Genomic DNA, 23,347 nt, shown 5'->3' on the forward strand with positions numbered 1-23,347 from the left:
GGTTCGAGGAACCGGGTCTGGTGCACGGCTATCTCAGGGCCCGGCACACGGTCGGGCGCGCCCGCGAAAGTTTCACGCGGATCGTCGACGCGGTCGCCGCCCTTGGACGAGGCGCCTGGCTCTGGTAAGCGGTTTCCCGTCTCACCACGGGCCATGGTAACGTCGTTTCACGCCACCGAGCGTCCCGCCGCTCGGCCGGCGCTGCGGCCGGAGAAGATGCAGCCGCCAAGGAACGTGCCTTCCAGTGCGGCATAGCCGTGCACGCCGCCGCCGCCGAAGCCGGCCGCTTCGCCCACCGCATAGAGCCCGGGTACTGGTTGGCCATCGGCGTCCAGCATGCGGCTGTCGAGATCGGTCTGCAGGCCGCCCAGCGTCTTGCGGGTCAGGATGTTGAGACGCACCGCGATCAGCGGGCCGTTTGCCGGATCGAGCATCTTGTGCGGCTTGGCTGTACGGATGAGCTTGTCGCCGAGATAGGCGCGGGCGCCGCGCAGCGCGGTGATCTGCATGTCCTTGGAGAACGGATTGTCGAGTTGGCGATCGCGGGCTCGGATCTCGCGTTCCACCTGGGCGACGTCGAGCAGCGGCTCGCCGCCGGCCAGCGCGTTCATGCGCGTCACCAGATTCGAAAGGTCGGCCTCGACGATGAAATCCTCGCCCTTCTCCATGAACGCTTTCACCGGACCCGGAATGCCCGACGTCGCGCGGCCGAGCACCTGGCGCCAGCTCTTGCCGGTGAGGTCGAGATTTTGCTCGGAGCCCGACAGCGCGAACTCCTTCTGGATGATCTTTTTGGTCAGGATAAACCAGGAATAGTCGAAGCCGGTGCTCATGATGTGGCTGAGCGTGCCCAGCGTGTCGAAACCGGGATAGAGCGGCACCGGCAGGCGCTTGCCGCGCGCGTCGAGCCAGAGCGAGGACGGGCCGGGCAGGATGCGGATCGCATGGTCGGTCCAGATCGGCGCCCAGTTTCTTATGCCCTCGACATAGTGCCACATGCGGTCGCGGTTGATGATCATGCCGCCGGCCGCTTCGGTAATCGCCAGCATGCGGCCGTCGACATGGTCAGGCACGCCGGTGATCATGCGCTTGGGCGCCGTTCCCAGCCGCTTCGGCCAGTTTTCCCGCACCAGCTGGTGGTTGGCGCCGATGCCGCCGGAGGCGACGATCACCGCTTGCGCGTGAAGCTCGAAATCGCTCGATATGTCGCGCGAGCTCTTGTGGCCGCGCTCGACGGTGCTGGGTTCCAGGATGTCGCCGCGCACACCGGTCACGACAGCGCCAGTGCGCGTCAGTTCGTTGACCCGGTGGCGGAACTTGAAGCTGACCAATCCGCGCTTCTGCGCCTCGCGCACGCGCTGGACAAAGGGCTCGAGAACACCGGGGCCGGTGCCCCAGGTGATGTGGAAGCGCGGCACTGAATTGCCGTGGCCGATGGCATTGCCGCCGCCGCGCTCGGCCCAGCCGACGACGGGAAAGAATTTCAGGCCGCGCTGCAGCAGCCAGGAGCGTTTCTCGCCGGCGGCGAAACCGACATAGGCTTCCGCCCATTTGCGCGGCCAGAAATCCTCCGGCCGGTCGAAAGCGGCCGTGCCCATCCAGTCCTCGAGCGCCAGATCATGCGAATCGCGGATGCGCATGCGCCGCTGCTCGGGCGAATCGACGAGGAAGAGCCCGCCGAACGACCAGAACGCCTGTCCGCCCAGCGACTGCTCCGGCTCCTGGTCGACGATGATGATCTTCTTGCCGGCCTCGGCGAGTTCGGCGGCGGCAACCAGCCCGGCAAGGCCGCCGCCGACAATGATAACGTCCGCATCGTCAGCCATCTTTCCTCCCAGAATTAGCCGGCTAGCGCAATTCCAGGAAAAGTGTGAGGCGGTTTTCCATCCAGAATTGCGTCAAAGTAAATGTCAGACGGCCTCCCAGCCATCCTTGCCGCCGGCGCGGAAGATGGCGTCGATGACCTTCTGGTTGAGCACGGATTCCTCCAGCGTGAAGACACGCTCCTTGCCGCCCTGTGCGGCGCGCGCGAAAGTCTCGACCTCCAGCCGGTACTGCTGCGTGCCGGGAAAGCGGAACACTTGCGCTTCGGTATGGTTCTGGTTGTGCAACTCGACGCGGTGATGGTCGTAGAGCCCGGCATTGAAGGGCGAGAAGACCTCGATGAAACCCTTCTCACCGTGGAACACCATCACCTGGCGCGCCGCCATCTGCGTCGACAGATAGAAGGACAGTTCGAAATCGCCGAAATCGGCGCGGATCGAGGAGTAGATGTCGGTGCCGAATTTCTTGTCGCGCTCGATCGTTGCCTGCACACGGCTGGGCTCCTTGCCGGTCGAAAACCGCGTCGACACGGTCGGGTAGACGCCGATGTCGGGCAATGCGCCGCCGCCGAGGTCGAGCTGGTTGCGCATATTGCTGGGGTCGACATTGTAATAGGAGAACGCGCCCTGCACATGGCGCAGCCGGCCGATGGCGCCGCTGGCGATGAGGTCGCGCACCTTGATCCATTGCGGGTGGTAAATGACCATGAAGGCTTCGCAGACCAGCACCTTCTTGGCATCGCGCAGCTTGATCAGCGGCGGGATATCCTTGGCGTCCAGCGCCAGAGGCTTCTCGACCAGCACATGTTTTCCCGCCTCGATGGCCTTGGCCGTCCATTCGACATGCTGCGAGGTCGGCAGCGGGATATAGACGCCGTCAATATCCTTGGAGGCCAGCAGTTCCTCGTACGATCCGAACGCATGGCGCGCGCCGAACCGCTCGGCCAGGGCCTTGGCTTTCGACAGGTCGCGGCTGGCGATCGCCGCCAGCACGCCGTTCTCCGCCTCGACGATTGCCGGCAACAACTGCTCGCGGCCAATCTTGGCCGTCGACAACACACCCCATCGGAACATCACGCTTCTCCATGTCGGTTACATCAGGCGAGGTTTGCCCGAAATCGACGGAAAAGCCAATGACCGAGGCTGACCCCTGGCTCAGCCCCGCTTCCCCGTCAGCGTCATGTCGAAGTCGACGACGTTGGAATAGAGCGGCGTGCCGACATCCATGCCGTAGCGCGACCGCAGCACCTTGCCGGTGACATGGAATTTGATCGTGCCGCCCTTCAACCCATTGAGCTCGGCGGTGAATTTTTCCGCAAACGTCTTGCCGCGCGCCGTCAGCCTGCCGGTGACAAGGGCTGACGTGTCGCCGGTGCGGGTCACGCTGGTCGAGCGGAACTGGATTTCCGGGCTGTTGGCCGCATCGAACACCGCGTCGGAGCGCAGGAAGGCATCGATGCGGCTCTGGCCGGTGCCGACGCTTTCCGGATAGATGGTAAGGTCGACCTTCGAGCGCCCGACATCGCCATTGTCGATGCGGATCGTGCCCTTGAAGTGGGCGAAGGCGCCGTCGAAGCCGCCGCCGCCGGCCTTGCCTATGGTGAAACGGATGCTGGAGCCTGCCGGGCTGATCGTGTAGCTGCCGGCGGCGTCGCTCAATGCCACCGCCGCGGCTGCGGGCACGGCAAGGCATGCGGCAAAAGTCGCGAATCCAAGGATGCGCGCATGCATGGGATTGTTCCTTTCCTGGAGGCAACGCTTGTTCGCGTCCTCACCTCACAAACGCGCGTGCCGCCCGCTCTATTCCCCACCTGACGAAGGTGTGATCATACGCGTGAGCACGCTGTCGCGCAGCAGGAAGTGATGGCGCAGGGCGGCTGCGACATGCAGCGCGACGAGCGCGATGCCGACATAGGCGAGATACCAGTGCGCGGCCGCCCAGAAGCTTTCGGCGGCATCGGATTCGGCGAGCGGCAGATTGGGCATAACGAACAGGTTGAACGGCATGGTCGGAATTTCCAGCGTCGAAACCGAAACCAGCGCCCAGCCGGACAAGGGCAAGGTGATCTGGAAGGCATAGAGCGCCAGATGCGCAAGCGGCGCCGTACGCCGTTCGAGCGCGCCGACCGAAGCCGGCAGAGGCGGCATCGCATTGCCAAGCCGCCAGGCGATGCGCAGGATAATGAGGCCAAGCAGCAGAAAGCCCAACGATTTGTGCAACTGGATCAGCTCGAAAGCGGTGCGCTGGCTGGTCAGCCGCACCATGATGAAGCCGAGGGCGAACTGGCCGATGAAGATGATGCCGATCAGCCAGTGAAGAAGGATCGTCGCCCAGCCGTAGCGGGTCGCGGTGTTGGTGATCGACTGCATTGTGTGTGAACGACACTGGACAGAACTTTCTTCCAACGCCCCTCACCCTCCCTACAAGGTGGAAGGGTAAGCTAACCGCTCACCTTGAAGAAATCCACAAATGCCCTGAGCGCCGGGCGCATCTGCCGGCGGCTGGGGTAATAGACAAAGAACCCGTCGAAGGGTGGGCACCAGTCCTCCAGCACGCGGATCAGCCTTCCGTCGGCGAGCGGGGCATGCACATAAGGCTCAAAGACGAAGGCGAGCCCGGCGCCGTCGATCGCGGCTTGCGCGATCAGATGGTCCTCGTCGAGGATCAGCGGCCCCTGCGCGGCGATCTCCATCTCCTCGCCGTCCTTTTCGAATTCCCAGCGGTAGAGAATGCCGCTGGAGAAGCGGAAGCGGATGCAGCGATGAACGGCAAGGTCGCGCGGATGATGCGGCCTCGGCATGGCCGCGAAATAGGATGGCGCGCCGACCACCGCGCCGCGCATGTCCGGCCCAATGCGCACCGCGATCATGTCGCGCTGCAGGCTCTCGCCGAGCCGCACGCCGGCGTCGAAACCACCTTCCACCACATCGGTGAAACGATCCTCGATGAGGATCTCCAGCACGATATCGGGATAGGCCGCGGCAAAGGCGCCGAGCCGTGGCGTCAGCACCAGATGCGCCGCCGTGCGCGGCACGCTGAGCCGCAGATTCCCGGCCGGCCGGTCGCGCGCCTCGAGTGCCGTCTCCAGCGCCAGGTCGATTTCGGAAAGGGCAGGACGTAACCGCTCCAGCAATTGCGCACCCTCTTCCGTCGGCGCGACGCTGCGGGTGCTGCGCGCCAGGAGCCGCACGCCGAGCCGTGCCTCCAGACTGGACACGGCATGGCTGACCGCCGACGGTGCGATGGCCAATTCCCTGGCCGCGCCGCGAAAGCTGCCACATTGGGCGACGGTCGCCAGCACGGCCAGTTGGGAGAGATGCGCTCGGTTCATTGATCTATTTATTGGAACAGCCCGTGCAAATGAGAGACGATTATCGAACACAAAGCAAGGCGCTATCTCCTCATGCATGTCGCCCAAAAGTGCGCAGCGGTTTTGGGACAACGACATGCACAAAACAAAACTTAAAGCGCGTTGTCGACGCGCTTTAAGCATCACAACAAGGAGATGCCTGATGCAAAGCCGCAAGCTAGGAACTGAATTGAACGTTTATCCCGTCGGCCTCGGCTGCATGGGCATGAGCTTTGCCTATGGCGGTCAGCCGGAGGGCGAGGCGATCGCCACGCTGCACCGCGCCGTCGAGATCGGCGTCAACTTCTTCGACACGGCGGAAGTCTATGGCCCCTACGAGAACGAGATCCTGCTCGGCAAGGCACTGAAGTCGGTTCGCGACAAGGTGACTATCGCCACCAAGTTCGGCTTCAAGATTCTGGAGGAAGGCACCGGCCTCGACCGCATGGCCGGCGTCGACAGCCGCCCCGAGCACGTCAAGGCGGTGGCCGAGGCCTCGCTGAAGCGGTTGGGTACCGATGTCATCGACCTCTATTACCAGCACCGTGTCGACCCCAACGTGCCGATCGAGGATACGGTCGGTGCCATGGCCGAGCTGGTGCGCGAGGGCAAGGTGCGCGCGCTCGGCCTGTCGGAGGCAAGTGCGGCGACCATCCGCCGTGCGCATGCCGTGCACCCGATAGCGGCCGTGCAGAGCGAATATTCGCTGTGGACCCGTGACCCGGAAGAGGATGTGTTCGCCGTCTGCCGCGAACTCGGCATCGGCTTCGTTCCCTACAGCCCACTCGGCCGTGGCCTTTTGACCGGCACCATCGCCAGGCCCGAAACGCTTGACGATGGCGACTGGCGCCGGACCTTGCCGCGCTTCCAGGCCGAGGCCATGGAAGCCAATGCCAAGGTCATCGCCACGCTGGAAACAATGGCGGCGGAAAAGGGCGTAACCTCGGCGCAGCTGGCGCTCGCCTGGGTGCTGCACCAGGGCGATTTCATCGTACCGATCCCGGGTGCACGGAAAATCCGTCATCTGGAGCAGAACACTGCGGCGGCGGAGATCGAGCTGAGTGCAGCCGAGGTCGCGGCGATCGGCGATGCGCTGTCGCCGGACAAGGTGGTCGGCAAGCGCTACACGGAGGAGTTGCTGGCGCTTGTGAATGGGTGAGCAGCGGTCAGCGGAAGAAGGGGCGCTTCGGCGCCTCTTTTTGCAGCGTTGAAAATGGGAGACGTCGGCGGGACAGCGCCCCCCTCTGACCTGCCGGACATTTCCCCCACAAGGGGGGAGATTGGATGTCGTCTAGGCTTTCGCCAATCGCTGACGTTGAGAATGCGCAGGGCGCCGAAGCTGCTGATCTCCCCCCAAGTGGGGGAGATGCCCGGCAGAGGGGGGGCGCCTCGCACGGACATTTCTATGTCTGCACCCCTACCACGGCAGCACCTCAATCTCCGGCCAGCACTCCCGCGCCCGCTTGCCCTTCGCCTCATGCGTGCGCCGGTTATCCATCACTCGGTTTGGCGTGATGCGGAACGAAAAGACATCGTCGAGCCCGAATGGCGCCACCAGATCGAGCTGCCCGTGGGCATCGAACCGCACCCCGACCGCATGCGTCTTCGAGGCGAAATGGCTGATGGGTTCGCGGGAACTCGTATAGCGCGGGCAGGGCTGCCCAAATTTCTGCGGATACCAAAGATGCACCCGCGCCTGGTTGCGCACCTCGACCGGCAGCGCCAGCTCTTCGAAATGCCGCGCTGCCTGACGGATGACATCGTCCTCAGCCTCATAGGACAGGTCGCTGTCGTCGAAATAGAACAGGTCGACATCCTTGATGCCGTAACCTGATGGCTTGCCCGTCAAATGGTTCCAGACGCTGTTGTAAAGTGCGCCGGAGACGACCAGCCAGTCCGGCAGCTCAAGCGTGCGGGCACGTACCAGTGCTTCACGGACGAGCGAGTCCCCCGACACGATCTCGAGAAACGCCCCTCGCTGTGCTTCGAACGGCAGCCCGGAATAGCGCAGATGGTCCATCGCCCTTTGGAGGACGATTCGCCATCTGCCTGCAAGGCGTAGTTCCGGCGCAATTCCTGTAGGAAAACCGCTAGGCACTTTTCCCGAAATTGCTTCAGCCGCGCAGCACGCCGCCCGTCTGTTTGCCGACATTCTCGACGATGCGCTTGGCCAGCGCCTCGAAATCCTCGTCGGTCAGCGTCTTCTCGACCGGCTGGATCGACACTTCGATGGCGATCGATTTTTTGTCAGCGCCGAGCGACGCGCCTTCGAAAATGTCGAAGACCGAGACGGCTGTGATCAGCTTCTTGTCGGCGGCAAGTGCGGCGCGCATCAGCGTACCGGCCTCGATCGCTTTGTCGACGACGAAGGCGAAGTCGCGCTTCACCGCCTGGAAGGCCGAGAGCTCCAGCTTCGGCTTGGTCTTCGTCGGCTTGGCCTTCGGCTCCGGCACGGCGTCGACGAACACTTCGAAGCCGCAGAGTGGGCCGGAGACATCGAGCCCTTCCATCGTCTTGGGATGGAATTCGCCGAACGTGCCGAGCACGGTCTTCGGCCCGAGCTTGATCGTGCCGGACCGGCCGGGATGGTACCAGGCCGGACCGCCCGCCTCGATCTGCAGCCGTTCGACGGGCGCGCCGCAGGCCTCGAGCGCCGCAATCGCATCGGCCTTGGCATCGAACACGCCGACCGGACCGGAATTGCCGGCCCAGCTGCGGCCGGAGCCGTCGAGCTTGGCCGTGCCGCGGCGCACGCCGGCGGCCACGCGCCGCTGCTGGTCGGCGCCGTCGCCCTCATAGGTGCCCGAGACCTCGAACAGCGCGACGTCGCCAATGCCCTTGTCGGCATTGCGCTGCGCGGCGGCGATCAGCCCCGGCAGCAGCGACGGCCGCATGTCGGACATGTCGGCGGCGATCGGGTTCGCGAGCTTCAGCGCCGTCTGGCCGCCGCCGAACAACTCGGCATGCTTGGCCGGAATGAACGACCATGTGACGGCTTCCATCATGCCACGCACGGCAAGCGCGCGCTTGGCTGTGCGGGTGCGGATCTGCAGCGTGGTCAGGATCTTCGAATTGACCGCGTCATGAGCGCCGAGCGGCTGCGGGGCGATGTTGTCGACGCCGTGGATGCGCATCACTTCCTCGACCAGATCGGCCTTGCCATCGACATCGGGACGCCAGGACGGCACCGCCACATCGACGACATCGCCCGAACCCTGCGGCTTGAAGCCGAGTCGTGACAGGATGTCGAGGCTTTCCGCCTTGGGCACCTCGATGCCGGTCAGCCGCGTCACTTCCGACAGCGGAAGGGAGACGATCTTGGGCTTGTGGCCGGCATAGCCGACGACCTCGGTCTCGGCCGGCTCACCGCCGCAGAGATCGAGCACCAGCCTCGTCGCCAGCTCGACGCCGGGGACCATGAATTCAGGGTCGACGCCGCGCTCGAAGCGGTAGCGCGCATCGGTGATGATGCCGAGCGTGCGGCCGGTGCGGGCGGTGGTGATCGGATCCCAAAGCGCGGATTCGATGAGCACGTCGGTCGTGTTCTCGTCGCAGCCGGAATGCTCGCCGCCCATCACGCCGGCGATCGATTCGACGCCGTTGTTGTCCGCGATGGCGCACATGTCTGATGTCAGCGTGTATTCGCGACCGTCGAGCGCCATCACCTTCTCGCCGTCCCTGGCGCGGCGCACGACAAGGTTGCCGGCGACCTTCATGGCGTCGAACACATGCAGCGGCCGGCCGCGATCGAAGGTGACATAGTTGGTGATGTCGACCAGTGCACTGATTGGCCTGAGGCCAATGGCGATCAGCCTCTGCTGCAGCCATTTCGGTGACGGGCCGTTCTTGACGCCCTTCACCAACCGTAAGGCGAAGCCCGGGCAAAGCTCCGGCGCTTCGATCACCACCTTGACCGGCGTCTCGCCCTTGCCGGGAATCTGTTCGACCGCAGCGCTTTTCAGCGTGCCGAGCCCGCTTGCCGCCAGATCCCTGGCAATGCCGTAGACACTGGTGGCATCCGGCCGGTTCGGCGTCAGATTAATCTCGATGACCGGATCGTCGAGATGGGCGTAGGACGCAAAGCTGGTGCCGACCGGCGCGTCGGCCGGCAGGTCGATGATGCCATTGTGCTCGTCGGACAGTTCCAGCTCGCGCTCCGAACACATCATGCCGTGGCTTTCGACGCCCCGGATCTTTCCGACTGTCAGCGTCACGTCGATGCCGGGCACATAGGTGCCGGGCGCTGCGAAAGCGCCGATCAGGCCGGCGCGAGCATTCGGCGCGCCGCAGACAACCTGGACGGGGGGCTTGCCGTCGCCGGTGTCGACGGTCAGCACGCGCAGCCGGTCGGCATCGGGGTGCTGCACCGCCGTCAGCACCTTGGCGATGACGAAGGGTTTCAGGCTCGACTTGTCGTCGACATGCTCGACTTCGAGGCCGATCGACGTCAGCCGCTCGACGATCTCGTCGAGCGAGGCATCGGTCTCGAGGTGATCCTTGAGCCAGGAGAGGGTGAATTTCATGGGGCTGTTCCGTCTGGTCTTTTGACGCTTGATTTCAGATGTCTCGGCAGATCGTCGGACATATGCAGGAAGGGAAGCTGCTCGCTGACATAGGCATGCAGCGTCGGCTTGAAATCCGCCGGCGCGTCCATGGCGCCGAGCATGAAGTAGATGTCGTCTTCCAGCCGCTCGTCGACATAGGCGATGGGCGAGCCGCAGACGCCGCAAAACGAGCGCGTCACCGGGCCGTTCTCGTACATCTTCAGCGCCTTGCCGGTGAACGCCACCTTGCCGGCCAAAAAGCCGACAAAGGCCGAGACCGGCGCGCCGCTGGCCCGCCGGCAATCGCCGCAATGGCAATAGCTGACGTGATGCGGCTCGGCCGAAGCCTCGAACCGCACGGCGCCGCAGCGGCAGCCGCCGATGTGGAGCGCTGTCATGCGCTCAAGCCGCCGAACAGCGTCGGCATATCGAGCGGCCGGAAACCGTAATGCGACAGCCAGCGGACATCCGCGTCGAAGAAGGCGCGCAGATCCGGCATGCCGTATTTGAGCATGGCGATACGATCGATGCCCATGCCCCAGGCAAAACCCTGATATTCGTCCGGATCGAGCCCGCCGGCGCGCAGCACATTGGGATGCACCATGCCGCAGCCGAGAATCTCCATCCAGTCGGAGCCTTCGCCGAAACGCACTTCGCCGGGCCGCGAGCGGTCGCACTGGATGTCGACCTCGAGGCTTGGCTCGGTGAACGGGAAGAAGGACGGCCGGAAGCGCATCTTGACCGAGGGCACCTCGAAGAACGCCTTGCAGAATTCTTCCAGCACCCACTTCATATTGGCGACGTTGGCCGTCTTGTCGATCACCAGTCCCTCGACCTGATGGAACATCGGCGAGTGCGTGGCGTCGGAATCCTGCCGGTACGTCTTGCCCGGAATGACGATGCGGATCGGCGGCTTCTGCTTCTCCATGGTGCGGATCTGCACGGGCGAGGTGTGCGTGCGCAACAGCTTGCGCTCGCCCTTTTCGTCCGGCTGGAAGAAGAAGGTGTCGTGCATCTCGCGCGCCGGATGTCCCTCAGGGAAGTTCAGCGCGGTGAAATTGTAATAGTCGGTCTCGATGTCTGGACCTTCCGCGATGGCGAAGCCGAGATCGCCGAAGATCGCCGCGATCTCGTCGATGACCTGGCTGATCGGATGGATGCGGCCGCGCTCGGCCGGCGACTGCCGCACCGGCAGCGTCACGTCGACCTTCTCGGCGGCCAGACGCGCTGCGATCGCCACGTCTTTCAATTCGGCCTTGCGGGCCGTCAGCGCCTCGGTGACGCGGTTCTTGAGGCCGTTGATGACGGGCCCCTTGAGCTGGCGCTCCTCGGCGGTCATGGCGCCAAGCGTTTTCAGCATCTCGGACACGGTGCCCTTCTTGCCGAAGGCGGCGATGCGCACGGCCTCGATGGCCGGCTCGTCAGCGGCCGATGCGATATCGGCCAGCAGTGAATCTTCCAGGGCTTCAAGATTTCCAGCGGTGGCGTTCACAGTGAAGCTCTCTCGATAGGGCGACCGACACCACTTTGGTTCGTCGTCACCATTTTGGTTGCATCAGGGTCAAAAAAGAACCCGCGCCAGCCGTGCCAGCGCGGGTTCCCCAAATCAGAATTGCGAATGCTTGGGAAGCGCTGGTCTTAGGCGACAGCGCTTTCAAAAGCGTTCGGCGTGGTGTTCTTCAGATATTCGAGCGCGACCTTGGCCTTGGCCACGAGCGCGGCGAAAGCCTGCGGCTCATGGATGGCCATGTCGGACAGGATCTTGCGATCGATCTCGATTCCGGCCTTGTTCAAGCCATCGATGAAGCGGCCATAGGTCAGGCCATGCTCGTGGGTCGCGGCATTGATGCGCTGGATCCACAGCGCGCGGAACGAGCGCTTGCGGTTCTTGCGGTCGCGGTAGGCGTACTGCAGCGACTTTTCCACCGCCTGCTTGGCGATGCGGATGGTGTTCTTGCGACGGCCGTAGAAGCCCTTGGCGGCTTTCAGGACCTTCTTGTGCTTGGCGTGCGAGGTGACGCCTCTCTTTACGCGTGCCATGTCATGATCTCCTTAAAAGCAATTCCAGGTGCCTGCGGCTTTCCGTTCGGAATTGCGTAAAACTACTGCGTGTCCGGACCGAATGCCTTAGAGGCCGTTCGGCAGAAAATTCTTGATGACCTTCTTGCCATCCGGTTCAGCCAGAACCATCGTGCCGCGGGCATTTCGAATGAACTTGTTGGAACGCTTGATCATGCCGTGACGCTTGCCGGCCGCAGCCGACAGGACTTTACCCGTACCTGTGATCTTGAACCGCTTCTTGGCGGCCGACTTGGTCTTCATCTTGGGCATTTTGCTACTCCGTATTGTTGGCGCACTATCGCGCTTCTTGTTCGCTCCGGGCCGACCAAAGCCCGAAAAGCAAATGAAACCGCCACGGCATGCCCTGCCGGGCGGTTTTCTTGAACGGCGGTCCTATACGTCAAAGACGGCCTGTGCGCAACACCTGAAGCCGTGCGACGCTGTGTCCCCGCTCAGGGCAGCGTGAACCACACCGGCAGCATGCCCGACTGCTGCGCGCCGTCGATCAGTTCGAAGGCCGGCAGGGCGATCAGGAACACCAGGCCGTCGAGCAGCGTGGTCAACAGCAGGCGTGGCTTGAAGCTGCCGGTGTCGCCCTCCTGGTAGAGGGAAAGCTTCGGGAAGAAACGCGGCACCTTGTCCAGATAGGCCTGATAGGGCGCACCGAGCGCTTCCCTAAGGAATTTCTCCTCGCGCAGGATGACGATGTGGAAGGCGCCGGCGCACAGCAGTGCGAACAGGATGATGCCCGAGAACGAGCCGATTTGTGCGCCGACCCCGGCCGCGGCCACCGTCGAGAACACGTAGAGCGGGTTGCGGGTGATCGAGTAGGGGCCGCCCGTCACCACCTCGGAGGATTTGCGCCCGCCTATATAGAGCGTCGCCCAAAGGCGGCCGACGATGCCGAGGAAAATCAGGAGCACACCGAACATCTCGATTGTTTCATGCACCGGCGTGTCGGGCGGGAAGGTCGATTGACCGAACAGCAGCGCCAGAAACAGCACCACCACGAGCACGGCAAGCACCAGCCGACGCATCTGCTGGTAATTGCCCAGCCCGTATTTGAGTTCGTTGTCCAAGGGGATATCCGATCGTCGAGGAGCTATTGCATGTCGCCCAAAAGTGGGTCCGGTTTTGGGAGGACGACATGCATAAAAACAAAGCCGGCGATCGCAGCTTTAGCCGAGAAACAGGCGTCCCGCCGATCGCCGGGACGCTCTGCAAGACAATTCAGGCGGATTTGGAGCGCTGGTCACGCCTGACTTTATCGTGATCTCAGGTGTTGATATTCAGCACACCTTAGCGTGGCGCCAGAACCATCATCATCTGGCGGCCTTCGAGCTTCGGCTCCGCCTCGACCTTGGCGATGGTCGCCACTTCCTCGCGCACCTTGTTCAGAAGCTGCATGCCGAGTTCCATATGCGCCATCTCGCGGCCGCGGAAGCGCAGCGTCAGCTTGACCTTGTCGCCCTCCTCGAAGAAGCGGCGAACCGCCTTCATCTTGGTCTCGTAGTCATGGCTGTCGATGTTCGGGCGCATCTTGATCTCCTTGATCTCGATGACCTTCTGATTCTTGCGCGCCTCGGCCGCCTTCTTCTGGTTGGCGTATTTCAACTTGCCGAGATCGAGGATCTTTACGACGGGGGGCACCGCATTGGGCGATATCTCAACGAGATCGAGCCCGGCCTCTTCGGCGAGCAGCAATGCGTCGTTGATGGAAACATCGCCGCGGTTCTGGCCTTCGGCGTCGATAAGCTGGACCCGGGGAACCCGGATGTCACGGTTGGAGCGCGGCCCATCCTTGGTCGGCGCCGCTGCTTTGAAAGGTCTGCGAATGGTCGTGGTCTCCTTGGCCGTTTCGTTCAGGATTGTCAGTCTTGATGCGTGGACGCGCCAATGTGGTGAGCGCGCGGGCGGAGTCAATAGCACAGCATTGATAGAAAATCACCCTGATCACCGCCTGCACCAAACAAAGAAACAGCGCGAGCACTTTTCGCCACGCCCGTGGCTGTGCCACAAGAACCCCGAGCCAGAAGAGGGGCCTGAGGAAAAAGCCATGACCGTCACGCCCCCAACCTTTCTCGATGTCGATGGATCGCGCATCGCGGTGCGCCATAATGCGGGTTCGACGCCCGGTATCGTCTGGCTCGGCGGCTACAAGTCGGACATGCTGGGCACGAAGGCGCAGACCCTGTCGGACTGGGCGGCGAAAGAGGGTCGCGCCTTCCTGCGCCATGACTATTCCGGCCACGGCGAATCCGGCGGCGCCTTTGCCGACGGCACGATTTCGACATGGCTTTCGCAGAGCCTTGCCGTGTTCCGGAAGTTTGCCAAGGGCAATCAGATCCTGGTCGGCTCGTCGATGGGCGCCTGGATCGCGCTGCGCATGGTGCAGGAATTGCGTAAGGCGGGCGACGCAAGCGTCGGCGGCTTGGTGCTGCTGGCACCGGCGCCGGATTTTACCTCCGAGCTGGTCGAGCCCGTGCTGACCAAAGCGCAGAAGCGCGCCCTCGCTGAGAAGGGATTCTTCGCCGAGCCGTCGGACTATTCCACAGAGCCTTACATCTATACCCGCGCTTTGATCGAGGACGGGCGCGCCAACCGGGTGATGACTGGGCCGATCGACACGCATTGCCCGGTCCACATCCTGCAGGGACTGGCCGATCCGGACGTACCGTCGAGCCACGCTCTGAAGCTGGTCAGCCTGCTGCCGGCCGATGATGTCACGCTGTCGCTGATTCCCGACGGCGATCACCGCCTGTCGCGGCCGCAGGACCTCGACATGCTGGTGCGCGCGGTCGGCGACATGGCCGGGCGGGGCAAGTGACGATGCGCCTTTCCATTCCGATCTCGGCCTTCGTCGCGGCAATCGTCGGCTTTGGCGGTACGCTGGCCATCGTCATTGCCGCCGCCCACGCGGTCGGCGCCACGCAAATTCAGACGGCGAGTTGGGTGACGGCCATTTGCCTGGCCATGGCGATCGAGAGCCTGTGGCTGTCCTGGCGCACGAAAATGCCTGTCATTACCGCATGGTCGACGCCAGGCCTGGCGCTGATGGCGGCGTCGACCGGCTTTTCGATCGGCGAGGCCGTCGCCGCCTTCATCGCCACCGCCATCCTGTTGATCGCCACCGGCCTGTTCCGGCCGTTGACGCAATTGATCTCCAGGATACCGCCCTCCGTCGCTTCAGGCATGCTCGCCGGCATCGTCGTCACCTTCGCCCTCAATGCGGTCAAGACCGTTCCCGTCGACCCCTGGCTGATCCTGCCGCTGATCGCGGCCTTCTTCTTGATCCGCGTGTTCCACCCGGCGCTGTCGGTGCTGTCGGTGCTGGTCGGCGGCGGTCTCGCCGCATTTCTCACCGGCCGTGTCGGCGGCCTGCCGACACCCGAACTGTCGACGCTGACGCTGATTTCACCTGATTTCACCGCCAAGGCGATGATCGGCCTGGCGCTTCCGCTCTATCTCGTCACCATGGCCTCGCAGAACCTGTCGGGGCTGGCCGTGCTGCGCGCCGCCGGCTACCACCCGGAGCCCGGCCCGTTGATCGGCGTCACCGGCCTGTTTTCCCTGTTGTCGGCGCCATTCGGTGGCTCGACGACGAATCTGGCGGCGATTTCGGCGGCGATCTGCACCGGGCCGGACGTACATCCCGACCCCGCCGAGCGCTGGAAGACCGGCCCGTTTTATGCGGTCGCCTATCTCATCTTCGCGATTTTCGGCGCCTCGCTGGTGGCGATCTTCGCCGTCCTGCCGCAGAGCCTGATCGTGCTGGTGGCGGGCCTGGCGCTGATGGCCTCGCTGGCCAACGCGCTGGCGATCGCGCTGAAGGACGAAGGCGATCGCATGGCCGCCACCGTCACCTTTGTCGTCACCGCTTCGGGGCTGACCCTGTTCGGTGTTGGCGCGGCATTCTGGGGGCTGATCGCCGGGCTGGTCGTGCTTTTCCTCGACAGGCTCAAAAAGCGATAATCATTTCAGACCCTTGTCCGGTTTTGGCGGACATTGTCTTGAATCGCCGTTTTTGCCTTCCCATTTCGATTCCACGCAGCCGGTCTTGGCTGTCTCCAACCGAAGGAATGGGAGAAAATGAACACATCTGCATTGATCCGCCCGGCCTGGACGCCGGCAACCATCGCGTTGATGGTGATCGGCTTCATGGTGTTCTGGCCGCTCGGCTTCGCCATGCTCGCCTACATCATCTGGGGCGACCGGCTCGACGGCTTCAAGCGTGACGTCAACCGTGCGACGGACGGCATCTTCGCCGGCTGCCGCCGCGGTTCCGACAAGGCCGCGCGCTGGGGCAATGGCTCCGCCCGGACCGGCAACGTCGCTTTCGACGACTGGCGCGAAAAGGAGCTTGAGCGCCTCGCCGAGGAGCGGCGCAAGCTCGACGACATGCTGACCGAGTTCGACGACTATGCCCGCGAACTGCGTCGCGCCAAGGATCAGGACGAGTTCGATCGCTTCATGGCGAAGCGCAACAAGTCGACCGCGCCGGCAAAGACCGATCCGAGCACCGGCACGACCCCGACCAAGCGCGGCAAGGGCTCGAACCTGCTTGACGACTGAGGCTTTGCGACGAGCCAAGGTACGATGACGGCGTCGCGCGAGCGGCGCCGTTTCTTTTTTGTTCTAGTCGTTTTTCTCGAATCGCGTATCGTCCCGCCATGACCATCGGATTCTTCCGCAATCTGACGAAGCCCAAGGCCACGCCAGTCGTGGAGCGCGAATATTGCGTCGCCGGTCGCACGCTGCCGCTCAAGATCGTCGAGAGCGCCCGGGCACGGCGCCTGACGCTGCGCATCGATTCCGGCGGCCAGGGCCTGCGCATCACCGTGCCGCCCGGCCTGCGGCGTGGCGAGGTGGACAGGTTCCTCGACCGCCATCAGGATTGGCTGGAGCAGCGCCTGGCCAAGGTGCCGACGCGCCCGCAAGTGCGGCCGGGCATCAAGATCCCGATCCGGGGCGTGGCGCACCGCATCGTCCATGAACCGTCGAAGCGCGGCACCGTGACGGTATCGCGTGACGAGCGCGGCCCGCTGCTGATCGTGCATGGTGACCGTGTGCACCTGCCGCGCCGCATCGCCGACTTCTTGAAGCGCGAGGCCAAGAAGGAGATCGAGAAGCTGGTGGTCAAACACACCGAGGCGCTCGGCAAGCGCGCCAAGGCGATCCGCTACAAGGACACCTCCAGCCGCTGGGGCTCCTGCACCTCGGAAGGCAATCTCTCCTTCTCCTGGCGCATCATGATGGCGCCGCAGCCTGTGATAAACTACCTCGTGGCGCACGAGGTCGCGCATCTCAAGGAGATGAACCACGGCCCGAAATTCTGGAAATTGTGCGAAAAACTCTGCCCCGACACCGACCGCTGCAAGGACTGGCTGAAGCGCAACGGCGGTGCGCTGCAGGCGATCGTGTTCGAGTAGTCAGTCGTCATTCGCGGCGTTGAGTTCCTCCGGCCGCAGCCCCTCATCGCCATGATGCGGCCACGGTAGGAAATTCCGGTCGAATTCATCGCTGCCGAAATAGTCGAGCGCGCGATGCGCCTCGGCGCCGTTGAAGGCGGCCTTGTCCATCAGATGGGCGATGACTTCGCGCGCCTGCGCGATCTTCTGCTTCAGTTCGGCAACCGTTCTGTCGGCCATGATCGTTCTCCCGCCCGGCATGCTGATAATCCCGTCATCAATAGGTAGCGCCTTTGGCCTTGCCGGCAAACAGTATGCTTTTTCTCGACTCTGGCTCGATTTCATGCCAATTCCCGCGCCATGGCGCTCGACATCAAAATCTGCGGCTTGAAGACCGACCAGGCAATGGCCGCGGCGCTCGCCGGCGGTGCCAGCCATGTCGGCTTTATTTTCTTCGCGAAGAGCCCTCGCTATGTCGAGCCGGCTGAAGCCGGCCGCCTGCGCGAAGCCGCGCGCGGCAAGGCCTTGGCGGTTGCTGTCGCGGTCGACGCCAGCGACGCCTTCCTGGACGCAATCGTCACGGCCATGCAGCCCGACAAGTTGCAGTTGCACGGCTCCGAACACCCCGAACGGGTGGCTGAACTGAAAGCTCGCTATGGCTTGCCGGTGATGAAGGCGTTGCCACTCAGCGAGGCGGCCGATCTCGACCGGATCAAGCCATTCATCGGCGTCGCCGACCGCTTCCTGTTCGACGCCAAGCCGCCAAAGGGCTCCGAGTTGCCGGGCGGCAATGGCGTGGCCTTCGACTGGCGCATCCTCGCCGGCCTTGACGCCGGCGTCGATTACATGCTTTCCGGTGGGCTCAACGCCGCCAACATCGGCGATGCCCTTCGGCTTGCGAACCCGCCCGGAATAGACATTTCCTCAGGCGTCGAAAGCGCGCCGGGCGTCAAGGACCCGGCGTTGATTGAACAGTTTTTCCGGGCCGTCAGGGCAGCGCGCGACAACCGCGCCGCCTGACCGGCTCAAACCTGAGCATGCCCCGGAAAAGTGGTAACCGGTTTTCCGACAAGGACATGCTCCCACATCGAGACCAGGAGATCGGCGATGGACCAGCCGGCGACACCCAATTCCTTCCGCACCGGACCCGACGAGCAGGGCATGTTCGGCATTTTCGGCGGCCGCTTCGTCGCCGAAACGCTGATGCCGCTGATCCTCGACCTGGAGCGGCACTGGAACGAGGTCAAGAACGATCCGGATTTCAGGGCTGAGCTCACCGATCTTTCGACCCACTATGCCGGGCGCCCGTCGAAGCTCTATTTCGCCGAGGGTCTTACGAAGCATCTCGGCGGCGCAAAAGTCTATTTCAAGCGCGAGGACCTGAACCACACCGGGTCGCACAAGATCAACAACTGCCTCGGCCAGATCCTGCTGGCCAAGCGCATGGGCAAGAAGCGCATCATCGCCGAGACCGGTGCCGGCCAGCATGGCGTGGCGTCCGCCACCGTCGCCGCCCGCTTCGGCTATCCCTGCGTCGTCTATATGGGCGCCACCGACGTCGCCCGGCAGAGCCCGAACGTGTTCCGCATGAAGCTGCTCGGCGCCGAAGTGCGGCCGGTCACCGCCGGCCACGGCACGCTGAAGGATGCCATGAACGAAGCCCTTCGTGATTGGGTCACCAATGTCGACGACACCTATTACCTGATCGGCACCGCCGCCGGCCCGCATCCCTATCCGGAACTGGTGCGCGACTTCCAGTCGGTAATCGGCACCGAGGCGCGCGCGCAGATCCTCGAACGGGAAGGCCGGCTGCCCGACACCATCATCGCCGCCGTCGGCGGCGGCTCGAATGCCATCGGCCTGTTCCATCCCTTCCTCGACGACAAGGATGTGCGCATCATCGGCATCGAAGCAGGCGGACGTGGTCTCGACGGCATCGAGCATTGCGCCTCGATGAATGCCGGCTCGCCCGGCGTGCTGCATGGCAACCGCACCTATCTCCTGCAGAACGCCGACGGCCAGATCATGGACGGCCATTCGATCTCGGCCGGTCTCGACTATCCCGGCGTCGGCCCGGAACATTCCTGGCTGCGCGATACCGGCCGCGTCGAATATGTGCCGATCCTCGATGACGAGGCGCTGGAAGCCTTCAAGCTGACGACGCGCGTCGAAGGCATCATCCCGGCGCTGGAATCGGCGCACGCGATCGCGCACGCGGTGCAGATCGTGCCTGCCATGGACAAGGACCAGATCGTCATCGTCAACCTGTCTGGCCGTGGCGACAAGGACGTGCACACGGTGGCCTCGATGCTGGGCATGGAGATCTAGGCCCTTTGAACAAGTTTCTACTTGGGAGTTGATTATGAGCAAAATTCGTCCAAAGGGCCACACATGACGACCCGCATCGACCGCCGCATGGCGAAGCTCAAGACCGAAGGCCGCCCGGCACTCGTCACCTATTTCATGGGCGGCGACCCCGACTACGACACCTCACTTTCGATTATGAAGGCGCTGCCCGGCGCCGGCTCCGACATCATCGAGCTCGGCATGCCGTTTTCCGACCCGATGGCCGACGGTCCGGCGATCCAGGCGGCGGGCCTGCGGGCGCTGAAAGGCGGCCAGACGCTGGTCAAGACGCTGAAGATGGCGTCCGAGTTCCGCGCCGGCGACAATGAAACGCCGATCGTGCTGATGGGCTACTACAACCCGATCTACATCTATGGCGTCGATCGCTTCCTGAAAGACGCGCTGGCCAGCGGCATCGACGGGCTGATCGTCGTCGACCTGCCGCCGGAAATGGACGAGGAACTCTGCATTCCGGCGCTGAAGGCCGGCATCAACTTCATCCGCCTGGCGACGCCGACCACCGACGACAAGCGCCTGCCGAAAGTGCTGCAGAACACCTCCGGCTTCGTCTACTACGTCTCGATGACCGGCATCACCGGTTCGGCGCTGGCCGACACCGGCAAGGTGGCCGCCGCCGTCACGCGCATCAAGGGCCACACAGACCTGCCGGTCTGCGTCGGCTTCGGCGTCAAGACCGCCGAACAGGCGCGTGTCATCGGCGCCAATGCCGATGGCGTCGTCGTTGGCACGGCGATCGTCAATGCGGTCGCCAATGTGCTGGGGCCGAAGGGCGAAAAGACCGCCGACCCGGCCGAGGCCGTCGCCACGCTGGTCAGCGGCCTGGCGCAAGGCGTGCGCTCGGCCCGCCTTGCTGCCGCCGAATAGTTTTCCTACGTCTTTAGCCAACTCTTCGTCAGGACAGGAGCCGAAGCGATGAACTGGATCACCAATTACGTTCGCCCGAAGATCAATTCGATGCTCGGCCGGCGCACCGACATGCCCGAGAATCTCTGGATCAAGGATCCCGAGACCGGCGAAATGGTGTTCCACAAGGATCTGGAATCCAATCAGTTCGTCATCCCGTCTTCCGGCCATCACATGAAGATCTCGGCCAAGGAGCGGCTGAAATACTTCCTCGATGACGGCAGGTACGAGCAGCTCGAAAACCCCAAGGTTGTGCTGGATCCGCTGAAGTTCCGCGACGAGAAGCGCTACACCGACCGGCTGAAGGACGCCAAGGCCAAGACCGGGCTGGAAGACGCCATCGTCAACGCGCTGGGCACCATCGAGGGCCTGCCGGTGGTGGTGACGGTGCAGGATTTCGCCTTCATGGGCGGCTCGCTCGGCATGGCGGCGGGCGACGCCATCGTGCACGCTTTCGAAGTTGCGCTGCAGCGCAAGCGGCCGCTGATCCTGTTCGCCGCTTCTGGCGGCGCCCGCATGCAGGAAGGTATTTTGTCCCTTATGCAATTGCCGCGCACCACGGTCGGCGTCGACAGGCTGAAGGAAGCCGGCCTTCCCTATATCGTCGTGCTGACCAACCCGACCACCGGCGGCGTCACCGCCTCCTATGCCATGCTGGGCGACGTGCATATCGCCGAACCGGGCGCGCTGATTGGCTTTGCCGGGCCGCGCGTCATTGAACAGACGATCCGGGAGAAACTGCCGGACGGCTTCCAGCGCTCCGAATATCTGATGGAGCACGGCATGGTCGACATGGTGGTGTCGCGGCTGGAGATGCGCCAAACGATAGCGCGGCTGTTGAAGATGCTGCTCAAGATGCCAGGCGAGCAGAAGCCGCTGGAGCCGGAAATCCTGCCGCCCGCGGTGGTTGCCGCCGAAGCCAGGCCGCAGGCCTGACACGACACTGTGCATGTCGCCCAAAAGTGACCTCGGTTTTGGGAAACGACATGCATAACGCGGCTTTGGCCGCCGCGAACAGCGATTGCGCCATGTCCATGGCGCGCTGTAGCCTTTTGATTGCCATGGCCATTCCGGGATTGATTCTGGTGCTTGGGCCATGCGTCGGGATTTTGTCATGACAACGCTTGCCGCCGACCGCGAAATCGAAGCCCTGATGGCGCTTCACCCGAAAGGCTTCGACCTTTCGCTCGACCGCATCACGCGGCTCTTGGAGCGGCTTGGCAGTCCGCAGGATCTGCTGCCGCCGGTCATCCACATCGCCGGCACCAACGGCAAGGGTTCCTGCGCCGCCTTTTCTCGCGCGCTGCTTGAAGCCGCCGGCCACCTTGTCCATGTCCACACTTCGCCGCATCTGGTGAACTGGGCCGAGCGCTACCGGCTGGCCGCCGAAGGCGGCGGCAAACTCGTCGACGATGAGACCTTCGCCGAGGCCATTGCCCGCGTCGCCAAGGCCAATGACGGCCAGAAGATCACCGTCTTCGAGATCCTCACCGCCGTCACCTTCATCCTGTTTTCCGAACATCCGGCCGAAGCCGCCATCATCGAGGTCGGCCTCGGTGGCCGCTTCGACGCCACCAATGTTGTCGCCCGGCCCGCCGTGACGGTGATCATGCCGGTGTCGATGGACCATGAAGCCTATCTCGGCGACCGGGTCGAACTGATCGCTGCCGAAAAGGCCGGCATCATGAAGCGCGGCTGCCCGGTGGTGATCGGCGCGCAGGAAAGCGAGACGGCGCTGCAGGTGCTGATCGAGACCGCCGAGCGGCTGGAGTGCCCGACCTTCGTCTATGGCCAGGATTTCCTCGCCTTCGAGGAAAACGGCCGCATGGTCTACCAGGACGAGGACGGCCTGATGGACCTTCCGCCGCCGCGCCTGCCCGGGCGCCACCAGTTCGCCAATGCGGCCGCCGCGATCGCCGCGGTCAAGGCGGCGGGCTTCGAGATCAGCCACCGCGCCGCCGAGAAGGCGATGACCCATGTCGTCTGGCCCGGCCGGATGCAGAAGCTGATGCAAGGCCGGCTGACGGAGCTGGCGCCGAAGGGCACCGACATCTGGCTCGACGGCGGCCACAATCCGGGCGCCGGCGTGGTCGTCGCCGAGGCGCTGGCCGAACAGGAAGAGAAGAACCCGCGGCCGCTGTTCCTCATTTCGGGCATGATCAACACCAAGGACCAGAGCGGCTATTTCCGCGCCTTCAAGGGCCTCGTCCGGCATGTCTACACCGTGCCGGTGAGCCTGAGCGATGCCGGCGTGCCGAACGATGAGCTGGCGATCCGGGCCACGGAAGCCGGGCTGACGGCCGAGCCGGTGAGTTCCGTCGCCAACGCGCTGATGCTGCTGCGCGACACCTGGGACGGCCCGGCGCCGCGCATCCTGATCGGCGGATCACTCTATCTGGCCGGCTTGGTGCTCGCCGAGAATGGCACGCCGCCAACCTGAGAGCCTGGCTTGCACAAGGAGCCCGTGATGATCAAGGTGAAGCAGCTCGCCCATGTCTGCATTTTCGCGCATGATCTGGAAGCAACGCGCAGTTTCTACCGCGACGTGCTCGGCATGGACACAAGGTTCAATTTCCTGCGCGACGGCAAGATTTTCGGCTTCTATCTCGATTGCGGCGGCGGCAGCCACGTCGAGGTGTTCCAGAAGGAAGCCACCACCTATAGCGAACTCAACCAGATCAACCATTTCTGCCTTGAGGTCGAAAACATCGACGCGGCGATCGCCCACATCAAGTCGAAGGGCGTCGACGTCACGGCCAAGAAGCATGCCTGCGACGACACCTTTCAGGCCTGGATACGCGATCCCAACGGCGTGAAGATCGAGCTGTTCGAATACACCGCCAAAAGCGCGCAGTTCGTCGGCGGCGACCGTATCGCCGACTGGTGACTAG

Annotated in this window: 26 protein-coding genes and 1 pseudogene; 13 read left to right on the forward strand and 14 right to left on the reverse strand. The window is 63.7% G+C overall.

What is annotated here, in order from left to right; translation table 11 throughout:
* Nucleotides 1–128 (forward strand): annotated as a pseudogene (locus D3242_RS34210) (esterase); the annotation flags it as partial.
* A 39-nt stretch (nucleotides 129–167) separates the two neighbouring features.
* Here the strand turns inward: D3242_RS34210 and D3242_RS32050 are convergent.
* From D3242_RS32050 to D3242_RS32070, 5 genes are all read right to left on the reverse strand, one after another.
* Complete coding sequence (locus D3242_RS32050; RefSeq protein ID WP_064985151.1) at nucleotides 168–1,826, reverse strand: FAD-binding dehydrogenase; 1,659 nt, start codon at nucleotides 1,824–1,826, stop codon at nucleotides 168–170.
* An 84-nt stretch (nucleotides 1,827–1,910) separates the two neighbouring features.
* On the reverse strand, nucleotides 1,911–2,897 hold the full coding sequence (locus D3242_RS32055) for a Gfo/Idh/MocA family protein (RefSeq protein WP_064985150.1): 987 nt from the start codon (nucleotides 2,895–2,897) through the stop codon (nucleotides 1,911–1,913).
* A gap of 81 nt (nucleotides 2,898–2,978) precedes the next feature.
* Complete coding sequence (locus D3242_RS32060; protein WP_064985148.1) at nucleotides 2,979–3,554, reverse strand: YceI family protein; 576 nt, start codon at nucleotides 3,552–3,554, stop codon at nucleotides 2,979–2,981.
* A gap of 69 nt (nucleotides 3,555–3,623) precedes the next feature.
* Entirely contained in the window at nucleotides 3,624–4,193 is a 570-nt protein-coding gene (locus D3242_RS32065) for a cytochrome b (protein ID WP_019862652.1), read from the reverse strand.
* A gap of 71 nt (nucleotides 4,194–4,264) precedes the next feature.
* A complete protein-coding gene (locus D3242_RS32070) occupies nucleotides 4,265–5,155 on the reverse strand; it encodes a LysR family transcriptional regulator (RefSeq protein ID WP_019862653.1) in 891 nt (296 codons plus the stop codon).
* 181 nt (nucleotides 5,156–5,336) lie between these two features.
* On the opposite strand from D3242_RS32070, the gene D3242_RS32075 reads away from it, so the two are divergent.
* The gene (locus tag D3242_RS32075) at nucleotides 5,337–6,332 is read left to right on the forward strand and encodes an aldo/keto reductase (protein WP_064985146.1); all 996 of its coding nucleotides are present in this window, start codon (nucleotides 5,337–5,339) and stop codon (nucleotides 6,330–6,332) included.
* 258 nt (nucleotides 6,333–6,590) lie between these two features.
* Here the strand turns inward: D3242_RS32075 and D3242_RS32080 are convergent, their stop codons facing one another.
* From D3242_RS32080 to D3242_RS32110, 7 genes are all read right to left on the reverse strand, one after another.
* The gene (locus tag D3242_RS32080; protein ID WP_064985145.1) at nucleotides 6,591–7,193 is read right to left on the reverse strand and encodes a nucleotidyltransferase family protein; all 603 of its coding nucleotides are present in this window, start codon (nucleotides 7,191–7,193) and stop codon (nucleotides 6,591–6,593) included.
* A gap of 94 nt (nucleotides 7,194–7,287) precedes the next feature.
* Nucleotides 7,288–9,696: a phenylalanine--tRNA ligase subunit beta gene (gene pheT / locus D3242_RS32085; protein ID WP_064985143.1), complete on the reverse strand. Its 2,409-nt coding sequence runs from the start codon at nucleotides 9,694–9,696 to the stop codon at nucleotides 7,288–7,290.
* The gene (locus D3242_RS32090) at nucleotides 9,693–10,115 is read right to left on the reverse strand and encodes a GFA family protein (protein WP_038651485.1); all 423 of its coding nucleotides are present in this window, start codon (nucleotides 10,113–10,115) and stop codon (nucleotides 9,693–9,695) included. Before D3242_RS32090 ends, pheT begins: the two co-directional genes overlap by 4 nt.
* A complete protein-coding gene (gene pheS / locus D3242_RS32095; RefSeq protein ID WP_019862658.1) occupies nucleotides 10,112–11,209 on the reverse strand; it encodes a phenylalanine--tRNA ligase subunit alpha in 1,098 nt (365 codons plus the stop codon). The genes D3242_RS32090 and pheS overlap by 4 nt, the downstream gene beginning before the upstream one ends.
* Before the next feature lie 146 nt (nucleotides 11,210–11,355).
* Nucleotides 11,356–11,757 carry a 50S ribosomal protein L20 gene (gene rplT / locus D3242_RS32100; RefSeq protein ID WP_006201247.1) on the reverse strand — a complete coding sequence of 134 codons (402 nt, stop codon included), beginning with the start codon at nucleotides 11,755–11,757 and terminating at the stop codon, nucleotides 11,356–11,358.
* Between the two features lie 87 nt (nucleotides 11,758–11,844).
* Nucleotides 11,845–12,048 (reverse strand): 50S ribosomal protein L35, encoded by a 204-nt coding sequence (gene rpmI / locus D3242_RS32105; protein ID WP_006201248.1) that lies wholly within the window; start codon nucleotides 12,046–12,048, stop codon nucleotides 11,845–11,847.
* 182 nt (nucleotides 12,049–12,230) lie between these two features.
* Nucleotides 12,231–12,857, reverse strand: coding sequence for a methyltransferase family protein (locus D3242_RS32110; protein ID WP_019862659.1), 627 nt, complete (start codon nucleotides 12,855–12,857; stop codon nucleotides 12,231–12,233).
* 68 nt (nucleotides 12,858–12,925) lie between these two features.
* On the opposite strand from D3242_RS32110, the gene D3242_RS34320 reads away from it, so the two are divergent.
* Entirely contained in the window at nucleotides 12,926–13,051 is a 126-nt protein-coding gene (locus D3242_RS34320; protein ID WP_262928143.1) for a hypothetical protein, read from the forward strand.
* 26 nt (nucleotides 13,052–13,077) lie between these two features.
* Here the strand turns inward: D3242_RS34320 and infC are convergent, their stop codons facing one another.
* Nucleotides 13,078–13,614 carry a translation initiation factor IF-3 gene (gene infC, locus D3242_RS32115; protein ID WP_010912915.1) on the reverse strand — a complete coding sequence of 179 codons (537 nt, stop codon included), beginning with the start codon at nucleotides 13,612–13,614 and terminating at the stop codon, nucleotides 13,078–13,080.
* A 220-nt stretch (nucleotides 13,615–13,834) separates the two neighbouring features.
* Here infC and D3242_RS32120 point away from each other — a divergent pair, with 220 nt between their 5' ends.
* From D3242_RS32120 to D3242_RS32135, 4 genes are all read left to right on the forward strand, one after another.
* Nucleotides 13,835–14,605 carry an alpha/beta hydrolase gene (locus D3242_RS32120; RefSeq protein WP_064985141.1) on the forward strand — a complete coding sequence of 257 codons (771 nt, stop codon included), beginning with the start codon at nucleotides 13,835–13,837 and terminating at the stop codon, nucleotides 14,603–14,605.
* 2 nt (nucleotides 14,606–14,607) lie between these two features.
* Entirely contained in the window at nucleotides 14,608–15,750 is a 1,143-nt protein-coding gene (locus D3242_RS32125) for a benzoate/H(+) symporter BenE family transporter (RefSeq protein WP_081296163.1), read from the forward strand.
* A 117-nt stretch (nucleotides 15,751–15,867) separates the two neighbouring features.
* Nucleotides 15,868–16,350, forward strand: coding sequence for a DUF2852 domain-containing protein (locus D3242_RS32130; RefSeq protein ID WP_027047647.1), 483 nt, complete (start codon nucleotides 15,868–15,870; stop codon nucleotides 16,348–16,350).
* A 98-nt stretch (nucleotides 16,351–16,448) separates the two neighbouring features.
* The gene (locus tag D3242_RS32135; protein WP_019862665.1) at nucleotides 16,449–17,207 is read left to right on the forward strand and encodes a M48 family metallopeptidase; all 759 of its coding nucleotides are present in this window, start codon (nucleotides 16,449–16,451) and stop codon (nucleotides 17,205–17,207) included.
* Here D3242_RS32135 and D3242_RS32140 read toward each other — a convergent pair whose 3' ends face one another.
* Nucleotides 17,208–17,426: a hypothetical protein gene (locus tag D3242_RS32140; RefSeq protein ID WP_027047648.1), complete on the reverse strand. Its 219-nt coding sequence runs from the start codon at nucleotides 17,424–17,426 to the stop codon at nucleotides 17,208–17,210.
* Between the two features lie 120 nt (nucleotides 17,427–17,546).
* Here D3242_RS32140 and D3242_RS32145 point away from each other — a divergent pair, with 120 nt between their 5' ends.
* The 6 genes from D3242_RS32145 to D3242_RS32170 all read left to right on the forward strand — a co-directional run bounded on the left by D3242_RS32145 (nucleotide 17,547) and on the right by D3242_RS32170 (nucleotide 23,343).
* A complete protein-coding gene (locus tag D3242_RS32145; protein ID WP_064985140.1) occupies nucleotides 17,547–18,206 on the forward strand; it encodes a phosphoribosylanthranilate isomerase in 660 nt (219 codons plus the stop codon).
* An 87-nt stretch (nucleotides 18,207–18,293) separates the two neighbouring features.
* A complete protein-coding gene (gene trpB, locus D3242_RS32150) occupies nucleotides 18,294–19,514 on the forward strand; it encodes a tryptophan synthase subunit beta (RefSeq protein WP_019862668.1) in 1,221 nt (406 codons plus the stop codon).
* Between the two features lie 63 nt (nucleotides 19,515–19,577).
* On the forward strand, nucleotides 19,578–20,417 hold the full coding sequence (gene trpA / locus D3242_RS32155; protein WP_019862669.1) for a tryptophan synthase subunit alpha: 840 nt from the start codon (nucleotides 19,578–19,580) through the stop codon (nucleotides 20,415–20,417).
* Nucleotides 20,418–20,465: 48 nt separating this feature from the next.
* Nucleotides 20,466–21,392, forward strand: a complete 927-nt coding sequence (gene accD / locus D3242_RS32160) for an acetyl-CoA carboxylase, carboxyltransferase subunit beta (protein WP_010912925.1) — start codon at nucleotides 20,466–20,468, stop codon at nucleotides 21,390–21,392.
* Nucleotides 21,393–21,570: 178 nt separating this feature from the next.
* On the forward strand, nucleotides 21,571–22,896 hold the full coding sequence (locus D3242_RS32165) for a bifunctional folylpolyglutamate synthase/dihydrofolate synthase (protein WP_064985138.1): 1,326 nt from the start codon (nucleotides 21,571–21,573) through the stop codon (nucleotides 22,894–22,896).
* A gap of 27 nt (nucleotides 22,897–22,923) precedes the next feature.
* Nucleotides 22,924–23,343, forward strand: a complete 420-nt coding sequence (locus D3242_RS32170; RefSeq protein ID WP_038651495.1) for a VOC family protein — start codon at nucleotides 22,924–22,926, stop codon at nucleotides 23,341–23,343.
* The last annotated feature ends 4 nt before the right edge of the window (nucleotides 23,344–23,347 follow it).

The organism is Mesorhizobium jarvisii, assembly GCF_003601985.1.
Taxonomy (GTDB): Bacteria; Pseudomonadota; Alphaproteobacteria; order Rhizobiales; family Rhizobiaceae; genus Mesorhizobium; species Mesorhizobium jarvisii.

Excerpts from the sequence above, each read along its gene's own strand:
- D3242_RS32050 (WP_064985151.1), bottom strand. The coding sequence starts at position 1,826 with ATGGCTGACGATGCGGACGTTATCATTGTCGGCGGCGGCCTTGCCGGG.
- D3242_RS32055 (WP_064985150.1), bottom strand. The coding sequence starts at position 2,897 with ATGTTCCGATGGGGTGTGTTGTCGACGGCCAAGATTGGCCGCGAGCAG.
- D3242_RS32060 (WP_064985148.1), bottom strand. The coding sequence starts at position 3,554 with ATGCATGCGCGCATCCTTGGATTCGCGACTTTTGCCGCATGCCTTGCC.
- D3242_RS32065 (WP_019862652.1), bottom strand. The coding sequence starts at position 4,193 with ATGCAGTCGATCACCAACACCGCGACCCGCTACGGCTGGGCGACGATC.
- D3242_RS32070 (WP_019862653.1), bottom strand. The coding sequence starts at position 5,155 with ATGAACCGAGCGCATCTCTCCCAACTGGCCGTGCTGGCGACCGTCGCC.
- D3242_RS32075 (WP_064985146.1), top strand. The coding sequence starts at position 5,337 with ATGCAAAGCCGCAAGCTAGGAACTGAATTGAACGTTTATCCCGTCGGC.
- D3242_RS32080 (WP_064985145.1), bottom strand. The coding sequence starts at position 7,193 with ATGGACCATCTGCGCTATTCCGGGCTGCCGTTCGAAGCACAGCGAGGG.
- pheT (WP_064985143.1), bottom strand. The coding sequence starts at position 9,696 with ATGAAATTCACCCTCTCCTGGCTCAAGGATCACCTCGAGACCGATGCC.
- D3242_RS32090 (WP_038651485.1), bottom strand. The coding sequence starts at position 10,115 with ATGACAGCGCTCCACATCGGCGGCTGCCGCTGCGGCGCCGTGCGGTTC.
- rplT (WP_006201247.1), bottom strand. The coding sequence starts at position 11,757 with ATGGCACGCGTAAAGAGAGGCGTCACCTCGCACGCCAAGCACAAGAAG.
- rpmI (WP_006201248.1), bottom strand. The coding sequence starts at position 12,048 with ATGCCCAAGATGAAGACCAAGTCGGCCGCCAAGAAGCGGTTCAAGATC.
- D3242_RS34320 (WP_262928143.1), top strand. The coding sequence starts at position 12,926 with ATGCATAAAAACAAAGCCGGCGATCGCAGCTTTAGCCGAGAAACAGGC.
- D3242_RS32120 (WP_064985141.1), top strand. The coding sequence starts at position 13,835 with ATGACCGTCACGCCCCCAACCTTTCTCGATGTCGATGGATCGCGCATC.
- D3242_RS32125 (WP_081296163.1), top strand. The coding sequence starts at position 14,608 with ATGCGCCTTTCCATTCCGATCTCGGCCTTCGTCGCGGCAATCGTCGGC.
- D3242_RS32130 (WP_027047647.1), top strand. The coding sequence starts at position 15,868 with ATGAACACATCTGCATTGATCCGCCCGGCCTGGACGCCGGCAACCATC.
- D3242_RS32135 (WP_019862665.1), top strand. The coding sequence starts at position 16,449 with ATGACCATCGGATTCTTCCGCAATCTGACGAAGCCCAAGGCCACGCCA.
- D3242_RS32140 (WP_027047648.1), bottom strand. The coding sequence starts at position 17,426 with ATGGCCGACAGAACGGTTGCCGAACTGAAGCAGAAGATCGCGCAGGCG.
- D3242_RS32145 (WP_064985140.1), top strand. The coding sequence starts at position 17,547 with ATGGCGCTCGACATCAAAATCTGCGGCTTGAAGACCGACCAGGCAATG.
- trpB (WP_019862668.1), top strand. The coding sequence starts at position 18,294 with ATGGACCAGCCGGCGACACCCAATTCCTTCCGCACCGGACCCGACGAG.
- trpA (WP_019862669.1), top strand. The coding sequence starts at position 19,578 with ATGACGACCCGCATCGACCGCCGCATGGCGAAGCTCAAGACCGAAGGC.
- accD (WP_010912925.1), top strand. The coding sequence starts at position 20,466 with ATGAACTGGATCACCAATTACGTTCGCCCGAAGATCAATTCGATGCTC.
- D3242_RS32165 (WP_064985138.1), top strand. The coding sequence starts at position 21,571 with ATGACAACGCTTGCCGCCGACCGCGAAATCGAAGCCCTGATGGCGCTT.
- D3242_RS32170 (WP_038651495.1), top strand. The coding sequence starts at position 22,924 with ATGATCAAGGTGAAGCAGCTCGCCCATGTCTGCATTTTCGCGCATGAT.